This is a genomic window from Arsukibacterium sp. UBA5043 (assembly GCA_002415085.1).
GTDB lineage: Bacteria > Pseudomonadota > Gammaproteobacteria > Enterobacterales > Alteromonadaceae > Alishewanella.
This window is the reverse complement of sequence record DIBV01000013.1, coordinates 79,876-96,695: the sequence shown is the minus strand read 5'-3', so window position 1 is coordinate 96,695 and position 16,820 is coordinate 79,876. Positions and strand designations below refer to the sequence as shown.

16 protein-coding genes are annotated in these 16,820 nt (G+C 52.4%); 10 read left to right on the top strand and 6 right to left on the bottom strand.

Annotated features, from left to right (window positions below; all coding sequences use genetic code 11):
• Positions 1 to 59: 59 nt before the first annotated feature.
• Entirely contained in the window at positions 60 to 2,207 is a 2,148-nt protein-coding gene (locus B2Q61_RS11910; protein WP_290620705.1) for a TonB-dependent siderophore receptor, read from the bottom strand.
• A gap of 143 nt (positions 2,208 to 2,350) precedes the next feature.
• Between B2Q61_RS11910 and B2Q61_RS11905 the strand changes: the two genes are divergently transcribed.
• The gene (locus B2Q61_RS11905) at positions 2,351 to 3,502 is read left to right on the top strand and encodes a PepSY-associated TM helix domain-containing protein (RefSeq protein ID WP_290620707.1); all 1,152 of its coding nucleotides are present in this window, start codon (positions 2,351 to 2,353) and stop codon (positions 3,500 to 3,502) included.
• Positions 3,489 to 3,959: a hypothetical protein gene (locus tag B2Q61_RS11900; protein WP_290620709.1), complete on the top strand. Its 471-nt coding sequence runs from the start codon at positions 3,489 to 3,491 to the stop codon at positions 3,957 to 3,959. The genes B2Q61_RS11905 and B2Q61_RS11900 overlap by 14 nt, the downstream gene beginning before the upstream one ends.
• A 20-nt stretch (positions 3,960 to 3,979) precedes the next feature.
• Here the strand turns inward: B2Q61_RS11900 and B2Q61_RS11895 are convergent, their stop codons facing one another.
• Entirely contained in the window at positions 3,980 to 5,236 is a 1,257-nt protein-coding gene (locus tag B2Q61_RS11895; RefSeq protein WP_290620711.1) for an acyltransferase family protein, read from the bottom strand.
• A 134-nt stretch (positions 5,237 to 5,370) separates the two neighbouring features.
• Here B2Q61_RS11895 and B2Q61_RS11890 point away from each other — a divergent pair, with 134 nt between their 5' ends.
• Both B2Q61_RS11890 and B2Q61_RS11885 read left to right on the top strand, forming a co-directional pair.
• Positions 5,371 to 6,261 (top strand): LytTR family DNA-binding domain-containing protein, encoded by an 891-nt coding sequence (locus B2Q61_RS11890; RefSeq protein WP_290620713.1) that lies wholly within the window; start codon positions 5,371 to 5,373, stop codon positions 6,259 to 6,261.
• Between the two features lie 101 nt (positions 6,262 to 6,362).
• On the top strand, positions 6,363 to 7,025 hold the full coding sequence (locus B2Q61_RS11885) for an SDR family oxidoreductase (RefSeq protein ID WP_290620715.1): 663 nt from the start codon (positions 6,363 to 6,365) through the stop codon (positions 7,023 to 7,025).
• A 100-nt stretch (positions 7,026 to 7,125) separates the two neighbouring features.
• Here the strand turns inward: B2Q61_RS11885 and B2Q61_RS11880 are convergent, their stop codons facing one another.
• Positions 7,126 to 7,656 carry a hypothetical protein gene (locus B2Q61_RS11880; protein ID WP_290620717.1) on the bottom strand — a complete coding sequence of 177 codons (531 nt, stop codon included), beginning with the start codon at positions 7,654 to 7,656 and terminating at the stop codon, positions 7,126 to 7,128.
• A 282-nt stretch (positions 7,657 to 7,938) separates the two neighbouring features.
• On the opposite strand from B2Q61_RS11880, the gene B2Q61_RS11875 reads away from it, so the two are divergent.
• The 4 genes from B2Q61_RS11875 to B2Q61_RS11860 all read left to right on the top strand — a co-directional run bounded on the left by B2Q61_RS11875 (position 7,939) and on the right by B2Q61_RS11860 (position 12,343).
• Complete coding sequence (locus B2Q61_RS11875) at positions 7,939 to 9,294, top strand: sensor histidine kinase (protein WP_290620719.1); 1,356 nt, start codon at positions 7,939 to 7,941, stop codon at positions 9,292 to 9,294.
• Positions 9,291 to 10,631 (top strand): sigma-54-dependent transcriptional regulator, encoded by a 1,341-nt coding sequence (locus B2Q61_RS11870; protein WP_290620721.1) that lies wholly within the window; start codon positions 9,291 to 9,293, stop codon positions 10,629 to 10,631. Before B2Q61_RS11875 ends, B2Q61_RS11870 begins: the two co-directional genes overlap by 4 nt.
• 82 nt (positions 10,632 to 10,713) lie before the next feature.
• Positions 10,714 to 11,739 (top strand): DUF3137 domain-containing protein, encoded by a 1,026-nt coding sequence (locus B2Q61_RS11865; RefSeq protein WP_290620723.1) that lies wholly within the window; start codon positions 10,714 to 10,716, stop codon positions 11,737 to 11,739.
• 40 nt (positions 11,740 to 11,779) lie between these two features.
• A complete protein-coding gene (locus tag B2Q61_RS11860) occupies positions 11,780 to 12,343 on the top strand; it encodes a LemA family protein (RefSeq protein WP_290620725.1) in 564 nt (187 codons plus the stop codon).
• Between the two features lie 10 nt (positions 12,344 to 12,353).
• Here the strand turns inward: B2Q61_RS11860 and B2Q61_RS11855 are convergent, their stop codons facing one another.
• The 3 genes from B2Q61_RS11855 to B2Q61_RS11845 are packed head-to-tail and all read right to left on the bottom strand — an operon-like array spanning position 12,354 to position 14,941.
• Positions 12,354 to 13,103, bottom strand: coding sequence for an ABC transporter permease (locus tag B2Q61_RS11855; protein WP_290620727.1), 750 nt, complete (start codon positions 13,101 to 13,103; stop codon positions 12,354 to 12,356).
• Positions 13,100 to 14,038: an ABC transporter ATP-binding protein gene (locus tag B2Q61_RS11850; RefSeq protein ID WP_290620729.1), complete on the bottom strand. Its 939-nt coding sequence runs from the start codon at positions 14,036 to 14,038 to the stop codon at positions 13,100 to 13,102. The genes B2Q61_RS11855 and B2Q61_RS11850 overlap by 4 nt, the downstream gene beginning before the upstream one ends.
• A 3-nt stretch (positions 14,039 to 14,041) precedes the next feature.
• Positions 14,042 to 14,941: an alpha/beta fold hydrolase gene (locus B2Q61_RS11845; RefSeq protein WP_290620731.1), complete on the bottom strand. Its 900-nt coding sequence runs from the start codon at positions 14,939 to 14,941 to the stop codon at positions 14,042 to 14,044.
• 193 nt (positions 14,942 to 15,134) lie between these two features.
• Between B2Q61_RS11845 and B2Q61_RS11840 the strand changes: the two genes are divergently transcribed.
• Both B2Q61_RS11840 and B2Q61_RS11835 read left to right on the top strand, forming a co-directional pair.
• Positions 15,135 to 16,208, top strand: a complete 1,074-nt coding sequence (locus tag B2Q61_RS11840; protein WP_290620733.1) for a sensor histidine kinase — start codon at positions 15,135 to 15,137, stop codon at positions 16,206 to 16,208.
• Positions 16,208 to 16,804 carry a response regulator transcription factor gene (locus B2Q61_RS11835; RefSeq protein ID WP_290620735.1) on the top strand — a complete coding sequence of 199 codons (597 nt, stop codon included), beginning with the start codon at positions 16,208 to 16,210 and terminating at the stop codon, positions 16,802 to 16,804. The genes B2Q61_RS11840 and B2Q61_RS11835 overlap by 1 nt, the downstream gene beginning before the upstream one ends.
• Positions 16,805 to 16,820: the final 16 nt, after the last annotated feature.

Genomic DNA, 16,820 nt, shown 5'->3' with positions numbered 1-16,820 from the left:
TTATCTGCCTTCAACAAAAATGGCCGCAATCGCGGCCATTTTGTATATCAGGTGCCAGTTTAAAAGCTGTAACGCAGGTTAGCACTAATCGCCCGGCGCTGACCGTAGAAACAATCTCCCCGCGCCAGGCAGGAAGTAATCACCGTTTTGTCAGTAATATTCTGCGCCTGCAGGCTAAGGCTGTATGCGCCAAAGTTATAACCGACCATCGCATCGAACAGCGTATAGCTAGCGGTGGTCAGCGGCTGGTTTAATACCTCACCGTTTTGCTCAACATAAGCAGTACCGTCTGACGTTTGACCGACATAACGCACACCGGCGCCGAACTGCCAGTTAGCCAGTGCGGCCGGGCGCCAGGTAGCCCAGATTGATGCTAAATGATCCGGCTGCGCCGATAACGCTGCGCCCAACTCACCTACCGTATTGCTCTGACTGACATAAGCATCTATGTAAGCATAGCTGGTGTAGATATCCAGCTCATCCCATGCCAGCTGGGCCTCCAGCTCAAGTCCTTTTGACGTTACTTCACCCTCCTGCACCTGGCCATTAGGGTTAATAACCGCCGGATCTGCGGCTTGGGCAGCCGATAGCGTCGTGGTACGGTTTTGCTCGGTAATATCAAACACCGCAGCAGTTAACAGATGCTCAGTACCCTTGGGTTGATATTTTAAACCCGCTTCCCATTGCTGGCCTGTTTTCGGCACAAAAGCCTTGCCAAACGCATCTGTGCCCAGCAAGGGCTCAAACGATTCGCTGAAACTCAGATAGGGTGAAATACCACCATCAAATAAGTACATTACCCCCAGCCGGCCAGTGGTGGCATGCTGGGTAGCACTGCTGCCAAATTGCGGATTGGTGGTGGAGCGGTCCCGACGCAGTGCTGCCGATAACAGCCACTTATCAGCGATTTTCATATTGTCCTGTAAATAAACCCCGGCCTGATAGGTAGTACTGGCCGGGCTGTCAGCAATATCTGCTGCTGTCGGCAGATTAGCAACCTGACCATACACCGGGTTATATAAATCCAGTAAACCGCCTGTTGCCGCATAAAAACTGTCGTTATCGGTGTAGGCATGCTGATAATCAAAACCGGCTACCAGGCTGTGCTGAACAGTACCGGTATCAAATTTACCATGCAGCTGCAAATCACTGGTCAGGGCCCGCGCATCGGCATCACTCAGGTACACCACCCGGTTAACACTGCGGTTATCATCCTGCAGCACCGGTGGCCAGCCATACATCGTATGGTAATCGGCATGGCTGTCACTGTAACGGCTGGCCAGTCGTAGCTGCCAGTCGTTAGAAAAATCATGCTCAACAATTGCCGTTACTGCAGTTTGTTCAGTATCGTACTTATCAAAACCTGGCTCTGAGACAAAGCGGTTACTTGGGATCTGACCAAATTCGTTGGGTAAAATAGTGCCCTGATGCGGGAAGAACTGGGTGCTGGAGCCAGATTCGTTCTGCTGATAATTAGCCAGCAGAGTAAGTTTGGTTGCATCAGTTGCTTGCCAGCTTAACGATGGTGCTATTACAACACTGTTATCCGGCACAAAGTCGGTCTGGGTGTCGCTGTCGCGCCATAGTGCCACCAACCTGCCCTGCAATGAAGCATCATCATTTAAGGCGCCGGTAATATCGCCGGCCAGTTGTTTGCGGGAATAATTGCCCAGTTGCGCCCATAGCTGACCACTGGTAACCGGCTCTGGTTTTTTGCTGACCAGATTAACAATACCGCCAATTGAGCCCTGACCATACAATACGGAGCTGGGGCCTTTTAAAATTTCAATTTGCTGCAGAGTATAAGGCGCTACCCGCACATTATTATAATAGCCAAACAATGATTTTAAACCATCCAGATATTGTACCGGCGACACACCACGAATTTGCGCCCAGTCGCCGCGGGTATCCAGGCCATAAGGGCCATTGTATAAACCTGATACATAGCCCAGGGCGTCCTGCACTGTCAGCGCACCAAGATCAGCAATCCGCTCTTCGGTCAGCACCGTCACTGACAGCGGCGTTTCAATAATCGGCGTATCTGATTTGGTGCCAGAGGCGCTGACATAAGAAATCAGGCCACGCTGACTTTTTACTGTGATCACCTCAATTCCGGCCTCAGTGGTGCTGGCGGGGCTGTTAGCAGCGGCCAATAATGGCAGGCTGCAGGCTATAGCAATACTGCTGGCTAATACTGAATACTTCATGCTGGCATTTCCTTGTGTTAAAAACTGCCGGCATTCTAAATGCAAATAACTCTCAATTACAACCGTATTGATAATTATTACCATTACGATTATGATAACGACCTTGTATTAACTTCAGCCACAACTTCACAGGCAAGGCTTACATGGCAAAACTCAGTAATCGCTTCTGGTTTCAATTACATGGCTGGTTTTCACTGCCAATCTGGCTGATTTTCTGCTTTGTCTGCCTGAGTGGCACCATTGCCGTATTCAGTCATGAACTTACCTGGCTAACTAACCCGGCGGCCCGCGCCAGCAACCCGGATAACCTGCCGGCCAAACCGGTAGCCGAGCTGATTGCTGCCGTACAACAGGCTTATCCGACAGCCGACGTTGGCAGTGTGCTGCTGTTTGAACCTTATCTGGTTAATGCTGTTACTTTTACCGATCACGACAAGCCGTTTGCCATTGCCTACGTTAATCAGTACAGCGGTGAGATTCAGCAAATTAATGAAGGCATGACCTTTATTAACTTTATGCGCAGTCTGCATGGCTGGTTACTATTTCCGTGGCAAAGTGGCTACAGTGTTGGCTATTACCTGGTGTCGGCGATGGCTATTGTCATGCTGGGTGCCTTAATCACCGGCCTGGTGATCTACAAAAACTTCTGGCGTAGCTTTACCCGGCCGAAGGTGCGCTTGCATCAGGGCAAAAAAACCGTGCTGACCGATCTGCACCGTTTAGCCGGCGTCTGGTCAATCTGGTTTTTAATGCTGATGAGCGCTACCGGGCTGTGGTACCTGGTGCAAGCGGTAATGTGGAACGCCGATATTGATATTGAACCGCACGCGCCGCTGGTGGCCGCTGAGCAATTGCCGGCAACCGCACAAGCACCTGTGGTCAGCTTTGCTGATGCGATGCAGATTGCCCAGCAACGTTTCCCGGAGTTTCAGCCAAGCTTTTTAATGTTGCCCGAGCATAACCGCGGCATGTACACCCTGATGGGCGGCGGCGACCATATTTTTTATGATCAGTATTCCTACAACCTGAGCATTAACCCCTGGACCGGCGAGATTGCTCATGAAAAGTCGCCAGCAACGATGACCGCGCTGCAAACCGTAATGCATATTGCCGACCCGTTGCATTACGGCACCCTTGGCGGGATCTGGACTAAGGCCATCTGGTTTCTATTTGGTTTGTTACTATCGGGCATGTCGATCACCGGCTTTATGATCTGGGGCAGCCGCACCGTTAAAGCCGTGCGGGAGAACCGCAACGCAACTTATCTGCAGGAGGTGCCGGATGGCGCACAGTAACCGTTTCTGGCAACGGCATAAGTTTAAGTTAAATGGCCTGGTGTTACTGCTGCCAATCTGGTTTTTGTACGACTCACTGACACCGGAATTCCCACCTGCCTGGCCGGCACAGCAACTGGGGCAGTTTGAAATTGCGCCGATGCCGCTGGATTTAAAGCAGCCCTATGCTCACCACGATCAGTATGTGAAAGATTTTTACTTAAGCTTTAGTCAGGGCGACATTGCCAGTATCCGCCAGGGGTATCTGAATATCGGCCCGGTACCACTACCGCTGCCAGAGCTGCAGCAGGACGAAGAAGGCATTTTACATGGCAGCCGCCATGGCCAGCATGTGCATGCTATCGCGCCGCCGCAGCTGGCAGCCACCGATAAAGTCTGGCTGACCCTGCAAACCTGGCAGGGCGAGGTGCTGACGACCAGCTGGCCGTTGCCTGATGAGCTAGTGCTACCGCAATAATGCTGGCAGTCAGCTGCTAGCTACAGCAATAACTTTACCGCCAGTGGTGTTATCAGCAATAGTCCGCAAACCAGACCAGCGGTGCGCCAGTTGCGGCTGAATTGATAAGACGTTCTTAAGCCGACCAACGGGGCCAGCCAGGGTAAGTGCCAGCACAGTAGCAGACACAAAGCCGAGCCCGCCAGCGTAAACAACAGCACCAATACCGCTTCGGTGATACCGCCGAGCCCATAAGGTGTCAGCCATAGCGCCGCCATAATAATCAGGCTCTGATGCAGCAGATACACCGGAAATACCAAACGGTTTGCCAATACCAGCTTCGGGTGTGGTTTACTGAGGTAGCGCTGTGCCAGCGCCAGTAACCAAAATAGCATTGCCACCGCCTGCACCGAGAAACTTAATTGCAGCCCGGGTTCAATCGCCGGTTGCAACAACGCGGGTAGCTGCTCTGGCTGATACACCAGAAAATACAAACAACACAGTACCCCATAGTTCAGTAAACACAGCCAACCCAGCCAGCGTCGCGACTGTGTCAGCTGCTGCCAGAAATCTGGCTGGCGCACCACCAGTAACCCCAACAAAAAAACGACAAAGCCTTGCAGTTCCCTGACCGCATCACCGCTTGCCTCTGTGCGGATAAGTAGCAGTAACGCTGACCATGCTAACAGTTGCCAGGGTAAAGCCAGCTGACAAAACCAACGACAAGTTTGTTGCAGCAGCCGGCTATGCAGTATTGGCATTAGCAGCAAGGCCAGCAGGGTAAACTGCCATAAGGATCGTAAAAACCAGAGATGGTTGACATCAACATGGGGCCAGACACCACTTTGATAATCCGCAAACAGCGGATGCTGCAAATTAATAAAGGCCTGATAAAACTGCCAGTAACTCAATGACAAGCCGTCTTTTTGCACCATTTCGGCGTACAACTGCGGCGGCACAATTAGCCACAAGCCGACCAACAGAGGTAACAACAAGATCACTGTACGTCGCAGCCCAAACTGGAAATAGTGAAGCCAGCCCGCGCAGTGTTGCATAACCGCACCCAGCGCATAACCGGAAATAAACCAGATCAGCAGCATCCGCCATGGTGTTGACAGCAGCATCAGATATTCCAGCGAGGAAGATAAATACTGGCTTTTAAAATGAAAACCCCAGCGCTCCACATACAGCATGCCGATGTGATAAAAAATCAGCAAACCAAAGGCGAGCACCCGTAGCCAGTCCAGCTCGAAGCGCCGCTGTGCGGCTTGGGTATATTCAGTTGCCGGAGGTATCATATCCAATAATCGCCTTTTCGTTATTACTGCGGGTTGCCTGAATGCTTCGATTGCCAGTATGCTTGACTGACATGGCCCTTAACCAGCTCATACTAGGCAAACGGTGGCAAACAGGGATGAAAGGTGGCTAAGGCGTGACAACAGATCAACAAACCAACTTAACCGGGCGGCTGATCCAGCATCCGCAGCGCTATGGCTATCTGCTACTCGCTGTATTTTTGCTGATCAACGCCGCGGTAAATGCCAGTTCAGTCTGGGCAGATTTACAACGTAATGACGCAAACGACAGTCTGTGGTGGCATCCGGTGTTGTGGGAATACAGCAGTGCGGTTAGTACCTTGCTGTTATGCCCGCTGCTATTCTGGTGGTTCCGGCAACTACCACTGGGTCTGACGGCGGTTGGCCGCCAGCTGGCTTTTCATCTGGCGGGTTCATTGCTATTTGCTTTGCTGCATATTGTGTTAATGGTGCTGCTACGCCAGCCAATCTATGCCCTGGCAGGTGACAGTTATGGTTTTGAGCCGCTAACCGCGGACTTTTTCTACGAGTACCGTAAAGACGCCTGGGCCTACCTGTTTTTTCTCTGCTGTTACACTTTGGCAAGATTTTTCTATTCACGCTTAAGTGGCGAAGCACATCAGTTGAGTCAGTCTGATGATGCCGGTACAGCAGTGCAGACCGACAACCATAACGCCCCAGAGCACTATCTGGTTAAAAAGCTTGATCGTGAGTTTTTGCTGCGAAGTCGCGATATTGAGTGGCTGGAGGCCAGTGGCAATTATGTGAACTTACACAGCAAAGGCCGGATTTATCCGTTACGGGCGACCTTAAGTGCCACGTTGCAACAACTGGAACCGCTGGGGTATTGCCGTATTCATCGTAGTTTGGCTGTAAACCTGGGGCAGATAGACAGCCTGCAGTATCAAAGCAGCGGCGACGGCGGAATTACCCTGAAGTGCGGTACCACCTTAGCGCTGTCCCGCCGCTATAAAGACGAGCTGAAAAGCCGTCTGAACATGGGATAGCAGATGTTGCCAATGACCAATAGTCAAACCACACCTTGAATTGATCACAGGGTGGCCGGATATCCTTGCTATAACCATTATCATTTAGCAGGAGCAACACTATGCAACATGTCGTGATTACCGGCGGTAATAAAGGAATTGGTCTGGCGCTGGTGAAGCAGTATCTGGCAAATGGCGACAAGGTATCGGTGCTGTGTCGCCAGCCTTCAGCCGAGCTGGCCGATTTGGACGTGACCCTGTACAGCGGCGTTGAACTGAGTGATCCGGAGAAAATTAAAGAAATTGCGGCTAAATTCGCCGATAACAGCATAGATGTGCTGATTAACAACGCCGGTATTTTCTGCAACGAAACCCTGGATAACTTTAATGACGAAACCATTTTAAAGCAGTTTCAGGTAAACAGTATTGCCCCTTTGCTGCTCAGCCAGCAGTTGCTGGGCGCACTTAAAGACGGCGGCAAAATAGCAATGATCACCAGCCGGATGGGCTCTATCAGCGATAACAGCTCCGGCAGTTATTATGGCTACCGGATGGCCAAAGCGGCGTTAAATGCCGGCAGTATGTCGCTGGCGAAAGATCTGGCGCCACGCAAAATCAGTGTCGGCATTTATCACCCGGGCTATGTCCAGACCGAGATGGTCAGCTATGGCGGTGATATCAGCCCTGATGAAGCCGCCCGCCGTTTAAGTGGTCTGATAAGCGAACTAAGCCCGGCTAACAGCGGCAAGTTTTACCACAGCAATGGCAGCGAGTTACCCTGGTAAGCGTTAAAAATCCGGCCCGGATTAGCGGGCCAGCAAAGCGGCATTGGCTCTGAGAAAAGGTCACAGATCAAAGCCGTTAACGCTGGTTTGCTGGTAAAATTTAATGCTTACTGTCCAACAACGCCTGCAATTGTTGCAGCTGATCTTTAGTAAGCTCGGCGTTTTCCAGCAAATGCTTAATAGCGCTGAAGCTGTGTTCACCCACTTCACGCTGAATTTCAATGTGTCTTAACTTTGCATGCTCGCCGGCGCGGCGGTGAATTTCAATCAGTTGCTGCTCCTCGGCGGCCTCACCCTGCTTGCGGATAACAATATGCTGGATCCCATCATGGTCCTGCCAGCTGACTTTTGGCGGATGTGGCGGCATTGGCGGTACCGGTGGTGCCTCTGTTAACAGTTTTTCCAGTTTATGCCGCTGCTCCGGCGCTAATTCAGCACTGAATTGCTGCCACTCTTCACTGTCGCGCCAGTTTTCACCGCTGAAGCGCCACTCTTTTTTCTCGCCGTCCTGCATCACCACAATCCGGGTTTCGTGCTCGGTCTCCGGCGCAGGCTGCTCTGCTATTGCCTGAGGTAAGGCACAGCCGGTTAATAAAGTAATCAGTGCGGCACTAAGTAGGCTAATTTTCATGATATTGCTCCTTCCGTTTATCGGTTGTTCTGCGTTGCTGTCAGCAGGATAATGAAAGTTTAATGCCACTATTTTTAACTTTAAATATCAACAACTTAAATTGGCCACTTATCAGGACATCCCGTTATCTGCATTACCAACTCCCGATATCGGGATATTTTTGCTGACAAATAGCCCTGGTCAGGCCTGCCCCTGCCGGCGGCGGCCAGCAACAGCGACTTTGGCAAACTGGCACAGTGGTTGTAAGCTAGCCGGTATCTGAATACTTTTTTGTGTGGTTTTATGTCAATCCGGCTGGCATTAAGTTTAGGTATCATCTGTTTATTATTGCTAATGGCACTAAGCCAGATATGGCTGGTACGGCTGTTTCAGGGCCAGATAGAACAGCAAATCAGCAGCAGTAGCAGCGAAATGACCCGGGTGGTGCTGGCGCAAACGGCAAGCCAGCTGGAAGAGATAGTCAGACATCCGCCACCACCACCGCCACCGCCGGCGCCCGGAACAGCGCCCAGGCAGCGTCAGGTGCAAATCATTGAAATAGAAAGGGACGGTAAACGGTTGAATATTGAAGAGCTTGCCGAAGCCAGCAGACACGAGCAACTGGCGGTAGAGCGTATTCTGGCCCAGATAGATGCGGAAAAACTGCACGCCCGGGCTGCCCAGTTGCGCCACAGCAGCCGTTACTATGACGCTAACCCGCTGATCGCCAGATTTACCCAATACACCATGTTGCTGATTGCTGCCAGCACCGCACTGGCCATGCTGATTGCGCTGTGGCTGGGCCATCGGCTTATTCAGCCTTTGCAGCGGTTAGTTGCCGGGTTTAAGCAGTTGCAACATGGCCGGCTTGGCCAGCAGGTAGCCGTGGCGGGTTTGACAGAATACCGCTATGTCAGCGAGCAGTTTAATCAGATGAGTAGTCAGTTAGCCGCACTGGCCGCCCAGGCAGAGCAACATCAGCAACAGCAGCATTTGGCAGAGCTGGGTGAAATAAGCCGCGGTATGGTGCATGCATTGCGTAACCCCATTCACACCTTAAGTTTACTGCTGGAGCAGGTGGCCAGCAGTGACGACCCTGAGTTACGCCAGCGGTTAAGCGAGCAGGCCGAGCAGAAAATGCAGCATATCAACCGCAACCTGACGGCGATGTTAACCCTGAGCTGTGCCGACATTGATCGCAGCCAGCAGGTATTGCTGCAGAATGTACTGGATGATTTGCTACTGGAATTCAGCAGTGACCAGCTGCGCTTTGTCGTTTGCGGCGATAGCCAGGCCAGTGTGGCCGGCGCCGAAGCCGAATTACGCAGTATTTTTCATACTCTGCTGGCCAACGCCGTTGAAGCCTCTGGTGGCAAAGGCCAGATTAGTATCGATGTGCAAACCACAGCGCAGCAAATGCAGGTAACGATTTGCGATGACGGCCCAGGGCTTAGTGCCGATATTGTGCCGCGACTATTCAGCCCGCATTGCTCCAGCAAGGCAGATGGTGCCGGCATGGGGCTGTATATCAGCAGCCGGCTGCTGAAGCTGTATTATCAGGGGTCGATTGAACTGAAAAACCGGCCGCAGGGCGGTTGCTGCGCGATTGTCACTCTTAGCGAAGCATTTACCGGAGTATCTGGCGGAGCAGCGCAATGACGGCAACTATCCTGCTGGTAGAAGATGATAACGAACAGCGCCAGCTGCTTGGCAAGCTGTTGCAGGGTGAGCAGTATCAGGTATTCAGCGCCGCGACCGTGGAAGATGCGCTGGTGCTGCTAAAACAGCAGCCACAAATTGAGCTGGTGTTCAGTGACTGGAAGCTGGGCAATTACACCGGCTTAACCATTTTGAATTATGTGCGCACCAACCTGCCGGAACTGGGCTTTGTTGTCGCAACGGCCTATGGCTCGGTCAGCCATGCAGTCGAGGCTATCCAGGCCGGGGCCGATGACTACTTAACCAAGCCGTTTAAACGCCAGGAACTGCTGCTGGCCGTTAGCAAGGGGTTAACCGCCAAGCGGTTGCGCAGCCAGAATCGCCAGTTAAGCCAGCAGCTTAGCGAGCAACGCCAGCTGGTCGATTTAATTGGTAAAGCGCCCTGCATGCAGCAGTTATTTCAGCGGATTAACCGGGTATCGAACAGCGATGCTACTGTGCTGATCAGTGGCGAAAGCGGTACCGGCAAAGAGCTGGCAGCCCGTGCGCTGCATCAGCTGTCGTCCCGCTGCAAAGGGCCTTTTATCGCCATTAACTGTGGCGCCATCCCTGAGCAACTGGCTGAAGCAGAGCTGTTTGGCGCGGAAAAAGGCGCCTACACCGGTGCGCACCAGGCCAAAGCCGGTAAGTTTGAAGCGGCAGCCGGCGGCACCTTATTTCTGGATGAAGTGGCCGAACTGCCGTTAAGCCTGCAGGCAAAATTACTGCGCCTGCTGCAGGAAGGTAAAGTCACCCGGCTGGGCAGCCATCAGGAGATCACGCTCGATGTGCGGTTAATCGCCGCCAGCCATCAGGACTTAGCCCAGGCTGTGCAGGATGGTCGCTTTCGGGAAGACTTATATTACCGGTTAAATGTGGTGCCCCTGCATATGCCGGCGCTGCGTCAGCGCAGCGAGGATATTCCGCAGTTAATTCAGCATTTTCTGCAAATCAGCCAGCAGCGTTATCAGCTTGATGCACCCGCCTTAACCAAAGCGACGCTGAAACAACTCATGGATTACCCCTGGCCGGGCAATGTGCGCGAGCTGGCCAACCGGATTGAACGCTTTGTATTACTGGGCGATGAGCAGGAACTGCTGGCGGGGTTAACGACCAGCACGGCCAGTCCCGGGCAATTTGTATTGCCACCGGAAGGCCTGAACTGGCAGCAACATGAACGCGATTGCCTGTTACAGGCTTTGCAGCGGGCAGACGGCAATAAAGCCCAGGCCGCCAAACTGTTGCAATTGCCCTATAAAACGCTGTTATATCGATTGGATAAATACCGACTGACATAGTGCCAGTCGCTGGCGGCTCTGTGGCAGTTTCCTTTGCATCTGCCATGGCTTTTGATTATGTTGCATACTGCATGGAGGGCGAATGTCAGCATATCAACCCAATCAATCAGCTTATCAGCATAATAAAACGTTGGCTGCTACGCTGGCGCTGGTCAAACGACGCAGCGACAAGCTTACAAGTAAGGCTGAGCTACTGCAGTTGCTGGATAAACTGGCGACGCTGCCGCAGCCACTGGCCTATCGTCACCTGCCGTTGTGGTTTAGCAGTGCCGGCTTAGTTGCCGCTGCACTGGGTTGCCTGTGGCTGTATCATTATTTAGTTGAACTCACCTGGCTGCCTGCTATTGGCTGGACCCTGCTGGGCCTGAGCCTGCTGCCGCTGCTGGTGATTGGCTGGCGTTATGCCAGCCTGAAAAAACTGGGCCGGCAGCTTTACTGGCACAATGCACTGTTGGACAACCAACTGCAGTTGCTGCGCCCGGGCCAATGGCCGGACAGTCGCAGCTGGCAACAGCAGTTTGCCGAGTTTGACCGTGGCAACCATAAGCGCGGGTTCAAACAGATTATCGCCGGTCATTATGCCGGCGCCGAGCACCAGTTTGACTATCACTACTGGCATTTTCACTATGTTGACCGGCGCACGGTAAGCCGGGCCAATGGCAAAGGCACCCGCACCGAGTATACCCATTATGACCGCTATGGCTTAATGTTGCCCTTTCGCTTTGTGCAGAACCTGTTTATCTGTGCCTTTGCGCCAAACGGCTTTAATGGCGAAAAATACCAGAGTGACTCAGGGCGTTTTAATAAAATCTTTAAGGTGCGCGCCAAAGAGCAAATGCAGGCCGCGCGCTTTTTAAAACCGGCTGTGGTGGTGGCGCTGGAAGATTTAGCCGGCCAGTTGCGCCAGCTTAACCTGGAGTTCAGTGCCGATGGCATGCTCTGCATTAGTTTCGCCAATGCTGACCTTTTGGATGCCCGGCCACCCTGTGGCCTGGATCAGCTCAGCCGGTTCCGGCAAAGCATTGAGCAGGCGACGGCGCTGCCCAAATTGCAACAAACGCTGGCCAGCATTCATCAGTTAATGCGACACTCTGATTCAAACTTTTAATGTTAATACGTTTAATTATGTAGCGCGGCAGGAGCAGCAGATGACAACAGGCATTATTATCGGCGTAATTATTCTACTGGCAGTGTTGGTGGTGGTGATTTACAACGGCATTATTACCAGAATGAACGCGGTAGAGCGCGGCTGGGCTAATGTGATAACCCAGGAGCGGCAGAAAAATAAAATGATCCCGCATCTGGAGCAGGTAGTCGCCCAATTTCAGCTGCATGAAGCCGGATTACAAACCCAGATTACCGAGCTGCGCAGCGGCATTGCTAAATTGCACAGCGATAACATTGACGCCGGCCAGTTAGAGCAGGTAGAAAGCAAAACTAAAGATCTGATGCAGGGTTTGAATATCGCGGTAGAGGCCTACCCGGAATTAAAAGCCTCAGAGGTATTTAATAACCTGATGCGCGAAATTGCTGAGCAACAGGAAAACATCGGCGCGGCCATCCGGATTTTTAACCAGAACGTGGAAGACTTTAACAACGGCATTCAGGTATTTCCCAACTCACTGGTCAATGCCAGCCTGAATAAAAAAAGCCGGGTTACACCCTTCCATGACAGTGAGGCAGAAGCCGGCTTTGAATATAAGTTAAAGTAGTTTGAAATCTTTATTTTGCGCCGGTATAGCGGCGAAAGATCAGCAAACATAAGCCGGTAAGCAGTGCTGTGGTCAGTAGCAGTATGGTCAGATGCAGCAGCACCGGCTGGCCCTGATCCATAGCCAGTAATTTTAATCCCAGCTGCGACAGATGATAACTTGGCCACATCCAGGCCAGCTGCTGTAAAAATTGCGGCAGCAGGTGAATAGGCAGCCACAAGCCGGATAAAAAGGCCATCGGCAGGTACAACAGGTTTACCACACCTGGCGCGGCTTTGTCACTGAGGGTTAAGCCTAACAGCAAGCCGATAAGGGCAAAAGGTACAGTACCCGCCAGCAACAGCAGCGCTAAACCAAGCCACTGGCCTTGCTCCAGCCGAACGTCGCCAAAGATAGCGGCTACGCTGAATAGCATCAGAATAATCAGCATAGCAAACGCCAGGCTGGTAACCATTTTTGCCAGTAAATAAGCACTGACCGGCATCGGTGACAGCCGCTTTAAGGTTAACCAGCCCTGCGCCCGATCACTGGCGATATTCATGGCAAAATTAAACATCGCCGGCCCCATAATGCCAAAACAGCTGTAGGTCACCAGCATATAAGCTGCATGGCTGTTACTGCCCGCCGGGCTGAACAGCACCCCGAAAAACAGATAAAACACCACAGGAAATGCCAGTGCCGGCAACACAAAACCCGGCGTACGCCAGACGCTGATTAAGTCGTACCAGGCTTCTTTCTGATATATCGTTAAGCTACTCATGCGGCCTGCTCCTTATTTGTGCTGGTCTGTTCAGCGGTCGGTGCGGTAAGTTGTAAAAACGCCTGCTCTAACGCCACCGGTTTTACTTCCAGCTGGCTGATTGCAGGGTCCTGATTAAATAAAGCTTTGACAGTGTGTTCGGCCTGGCTGCTATGCAGCGTTACCAGCCCCTGCTGCCGGCTAAGTTGCAGTACGCCCGGCAATGCCTGTAACTCGGCATCAGTTAAACTGCAGCAACACTGCACTACTTTATATTGGGTTAAGGCTTTCAGCTGCTGCGGGCTGCCATTGGCAATAAACTGGCCCTGATGCAGCACCATAATCCGATCAGCCAGCTGCTCCGCCTCTTCCAGATAATGGGTGGTCAGCACCACAGCAACCCCTTGCTGTTTAAGCTGACGGATCTGCTGCCATAAATTGCGCCGTGCTTCGACATCCATGCCCAGGGTCGGCTCATCCAGAAATACCAGTTTCGGTTTGCCGGTCAGTGCCAGCGCAAACAACAAGCGTTGCTTCTGACCGCCGGATAGGTTGCCAAAGCGCACTTTGGCGTGTGCGTCCAGCCCTGCCAGACTTACCAGCTCACTGGCGCGGTATCCATTCTGATAGTAACTGCTGAATAAATCACACTGTTCGGCGACGGTTAAATTAGCGCTCAGGCTGCCAATTTGCATCATCACCCCGCATTGTTGGCGCAACACCTTGCTGCGGCTTGTTCCATGCTGCGTCTGGCCCAGTAGCTTTACTTCGCCGCTATCGGCCGCAACCAGTCCCAGAATGGCCGAAATAAGGGTGGTTTTGCCCGCCCCGTTGGGGCCGAGAATACATAACACCTCACCGGCGGCCAGCGTCAGGTCAACGCCGGCCAGCACAGTAACGTCAGCAAAACGTTTACTCAGCGCGGTAACGGTTAACGGTGATTGCAGCTTGCTCATCGGTTACTCCTTACCACGTTGTGATAAAAACCGGCCAATTTGCTGATTCAGCCACTCTGGCGCATCGGCCATAATAAAATGCTTAGAGTCACGGGCGAAGGCAAAGCTGTGATATTGCGCTGGCGCATTGGCCAACTGATTTTCATAGTTTTGCTGTACCTGTTCAGGTGTGCTGTAAGGCGCACCATGTTGTAAGGCGCCGAGGGTTAGCACCGGTACCCGGATATTGGTGAGCTGCCCCCGCAGGTCTGCCTGCATTAACTCGCCCATTACCCTGCCGGAGGTTTGGCCGTCTGAGCTCATCATATTGCTGACGATCCGCTGCTGCCAGTCTTCAGCCGTTGCCATACTTTTCGCCATCGCCATCGGGTCAAAACGTCGTGGCTGTTGCTGTCCGGTGTTATTGCTGGCGGCAGCCTGGCTGAACATGGCGCCTAATGCCGGTAAGCCATCAACATTAACCGCACCGCCAATCTGCTCTGGCGCATTCGCCGCCAGCGCCAATGCCAGATACCCACCCAGGGAATGGCCGACAATAACTGGCTTTTCCAGCTGTTGCTCGCTGATATAGCGCAAAATAGCGTGCTGCTGGATTGCCAGATAACCGTCACCCCAGCTTTGCATCGGTATCGGTTTTACCCCGGCAAAACCGGCCAGCGTCAGCACATGCAGCTGATAATCTGCCTTTAGGGTGTCAACGGTGCTTTGCCAAACCTCACCAGATGAGGCGACCCCCGGGATTAAAATAACAGCAGGGCCCTGACCCACTACGTTTACCTCGAAACAGGCACAAGCTTGCTGCTGCACTGCAGACCCAGCGTGTTGTGCTTCAGCCTGCTGGCTAAACAGACTGCCGGTTAACCCTAACGCCAGCGTTAAAATCTTAAAGTTTGCTGCTTTCATTATTATGTATCCTGTTTTGTTGATGCGTGTTTGATATTGAGGTTGTCAGCTTAAGGGCGCGGGCGGTCAGACGCAGGTAATGTTTGTCAGCAATTGCGGCTGACAACTGTCACAGCGTCGAATGACAGTTGTCACTGGCGTACCCCCCCGGTTGCTGATTACACTGGTAGTCCAAACAGCCTGGGAGAAGTAGATGGCGTCATTCGACAAACTGGAAAGTAAACTAAGTTGGATTTATCTGATAAACCTTATTTTCTATATTATTCCACTACTGACAGTAGACTTTGCCCCGTGGCAGTACCTGAGCATGCTAACGGCGCTGTTGTTGTTTCTGGGCTGTTATTTCTGGGCTTATCGTTGCAGCCGCCAGACGATGCACTGGCCCATAGCCGGTATCGTGCTGGTAGCCGCTCTGATAACCCCGGTTAACCCGGGCTCTATCGCCATGTTTGCCTACGCCGGCTTTTTTATCGGTTTCGCCTATGCGCTTAAGCGCTATCTACTGCTGATAACAATGCTGCTGGGGTTACTGGTGTTGCTGGATTTAACCCTGACTATTCACTGGGATCTGTTTTTAATAATGGGCATTCCGATTGTGCTGGCGGTGAGCTTTCTGGGCCGGGCCGAGCAGGCCAAACTACGTCATCGCCTGGCAGAACGGCAAAGTAACGATGAAATTAAACAACTGGCTACCGTAGTAGAGCGTGAGCGAATCGCCCGTGATTTACACGATATTCTTGGCCACACCTTATCCAGCATTGTTTTAAAAGCTGACCTGGCAGAGAAATTACTGGCGCGCCAGCAGAATGAAGCCGCCCAACAACAATTAATTGAATTAAGCCAGATAGCCCGCGATGCCCTGGCACAAGTACGGCAAAGCGTCTCGGGCTATAAGCATCAGGGGCTGCCGGCAGAAGTGGCCAAACTGTTAAACCGGTTGCGCGAAGCTGGCTATACTGCGGTGCTGAGCGGCGAGATCCCGCAGCTGGATAACCGGCGGGAAACGGCAGTGATTCTGGCACTGACCGAATTGGTAACCAATGTGATGCGCCATTGCAAAGGCGATCAATGTCAGCTTCGTTTCGCCCGTCTGGGGAACCGGCTTATTATCAGCCTGGATGACAACGGTCATACGACCGAGCTGAACGAGGGGAACGGTATTGCCGGTTTACGTGAACGGCTGGCCGCTATTGGCGCCACCCTGAAGCTGCAACTTAATCATGGCGTAGCGGCCACTATCGAACTACCGCTGCAGGAGGCAGCTTAATGAATATATTGTTAGCTGAAGATCAGACTATGGTGCGCACGGCCCTGGCCAGTTTGCTGCGATTGGAAGCGGGTTTTGAGGTTACAGAAGCCACTGACGGCAGCGCGGCATTAGCGCTGCTGAAGCAACAACGGTTTGATTTACTACTCAGTGACATTGAAATGCCAGGTCAAACGGGTATTGAACTGGCGCAATATGTACAAAAACAACAGCTGGCTACAAAAGTGGTTATCATTACCACCTTTGGCCGCGCCGGCTATGTGAAACGGGCCATGGACGCCGGAGTGGGCGGTTTTTTACTAAAAGACGCCCCGGTAGAAGAGCTGGTGCAGGCGATAAACCAGGTGATGGCAGGTAAGCGGGTGGTCGATAGCGAGCTGTTATTGAATTCGTTGGGCGAACAGGACCCGCTGAGCGACAAAGAACGTCAGGCGCTGCGCCTCGCCGCTGATGGCAAAAGCACCAGTGAGATTGCTGCCGCCCTCTATATTGCGGAGGGCACTGCCCGTAATTACTTATCAGAAGCCATTAGCAAATTGCACGCAGCAAACCGGATTGACGCTGCGAGGATTGCCCGGCAGAAAGGCTGGTTGTAAGCCACTGCTTTACAGC

Bases quoted from the DNA above. Each gene is read 5' to 3' on its own strand.
- B2Q61_RS11845 (WP_290620731.1), bottom strand. From the start codon at position 14,941: ATGAAAGCAGCAAACTTTAAGATTTTAACGCTGGCGTTAGGGTTAACC.
- B2Q61_RS11905 (WP_290620707.1), top strand. From the start codon at position 2,351: ATGGCAAAACTCAGTAATCGCTTCTGGTTTCAATTACATGGCTGGTTT.
- B2Q61_RS11840 (WP_290620733.1), top strand. From the start codon at position 15,135: ATGGCGTCATTCGACAAACTGGAAAGTAAACTAAGTTGGATTTATCTG.
- B2Q61_RS11855 (WP_290620727.1), bottom strand. From the start codon at position 13,103: ATGAGTAGCTTAACGATATATCAGAAAGAAGCCTGGTACGACTTAATC.
- B2Q61_RS11860 (WP_290620725.1), top strand. From the start codon at position 11,780: ATGACAACAGGCATTATTATCGGCGTAATTATTCTACTGGCAGTGTTG.
- B2Q61_RS11910 (WP_290620705.1), bottom strand. From the start codon at position 2,207: ATGAAGTATTCAGTATTAGCCAGCAGTATTGCTATAGCCTGCAGCCTG.
- B2Q61_RS11865 (WP_290620723.1), top strand. From the start codon at position 10,714: ATGTCAGCATATCAACCCAATCAATCAGCTTATCAGCATAATAAAACG.
- B2Q61_RS11900 (WP_290620709.1), top strand. From the start codon at position 3,489: ATGGCGCACAGTAACCGTTTCTGGCAACGGCATAAGTTTAAGTTAAAT.
- B2Q61_RS11895 (WP_290620711.1), bottom strand. From the start codon at position 5,236: ATGATACCTCCGGCAACTGAATATACCCAAGCCGCACAGCGGCGCTTC.
- B2Q61_RS11870 (WP_290620721.1), top strand. From the start codon at position 9,291: ATGACGGCAACTATCCTGCTGGTAGAAGATGATAACGAACAGCGCCAG.
- B2Q61_RS11885 (WP_290620715.1), top strand. From the start codon at position 6,363: ATGCAACATGTCGTGATTACCGGCGGTAATAAAGGAATTGGTCTGGCG.
- B2Q61_RS11850 (WP_290620729.1), bottom strand. From the start codon at position 14,038: ATGAGCAAGCTGCAATCACCGTTAACCGTTACCGCGCTGAGTAAACGT.
- B2Q61_RS11835 (WP_290620735.1), top strand. From the start codon at position 16,208: ATGAATATATTGTTAGCTGAAGATCAGACTATGGTGCGCACGGCCCTG.
- B2Q61_RS11880 (WP_290620717.1), bottom strand. From the start codon at position 7,656: ATGAAAATTAGCCTACTTAGTGCCGCACTGATTACTTTATTAACCGGC.
- B2Q61_RS11875 (WP_290620719.1), top strand. From the start codon at position 7,939: ATGTCAATCCGGCTGGCATTAAGTTTAGGTATCATCTGTTTATTATTG.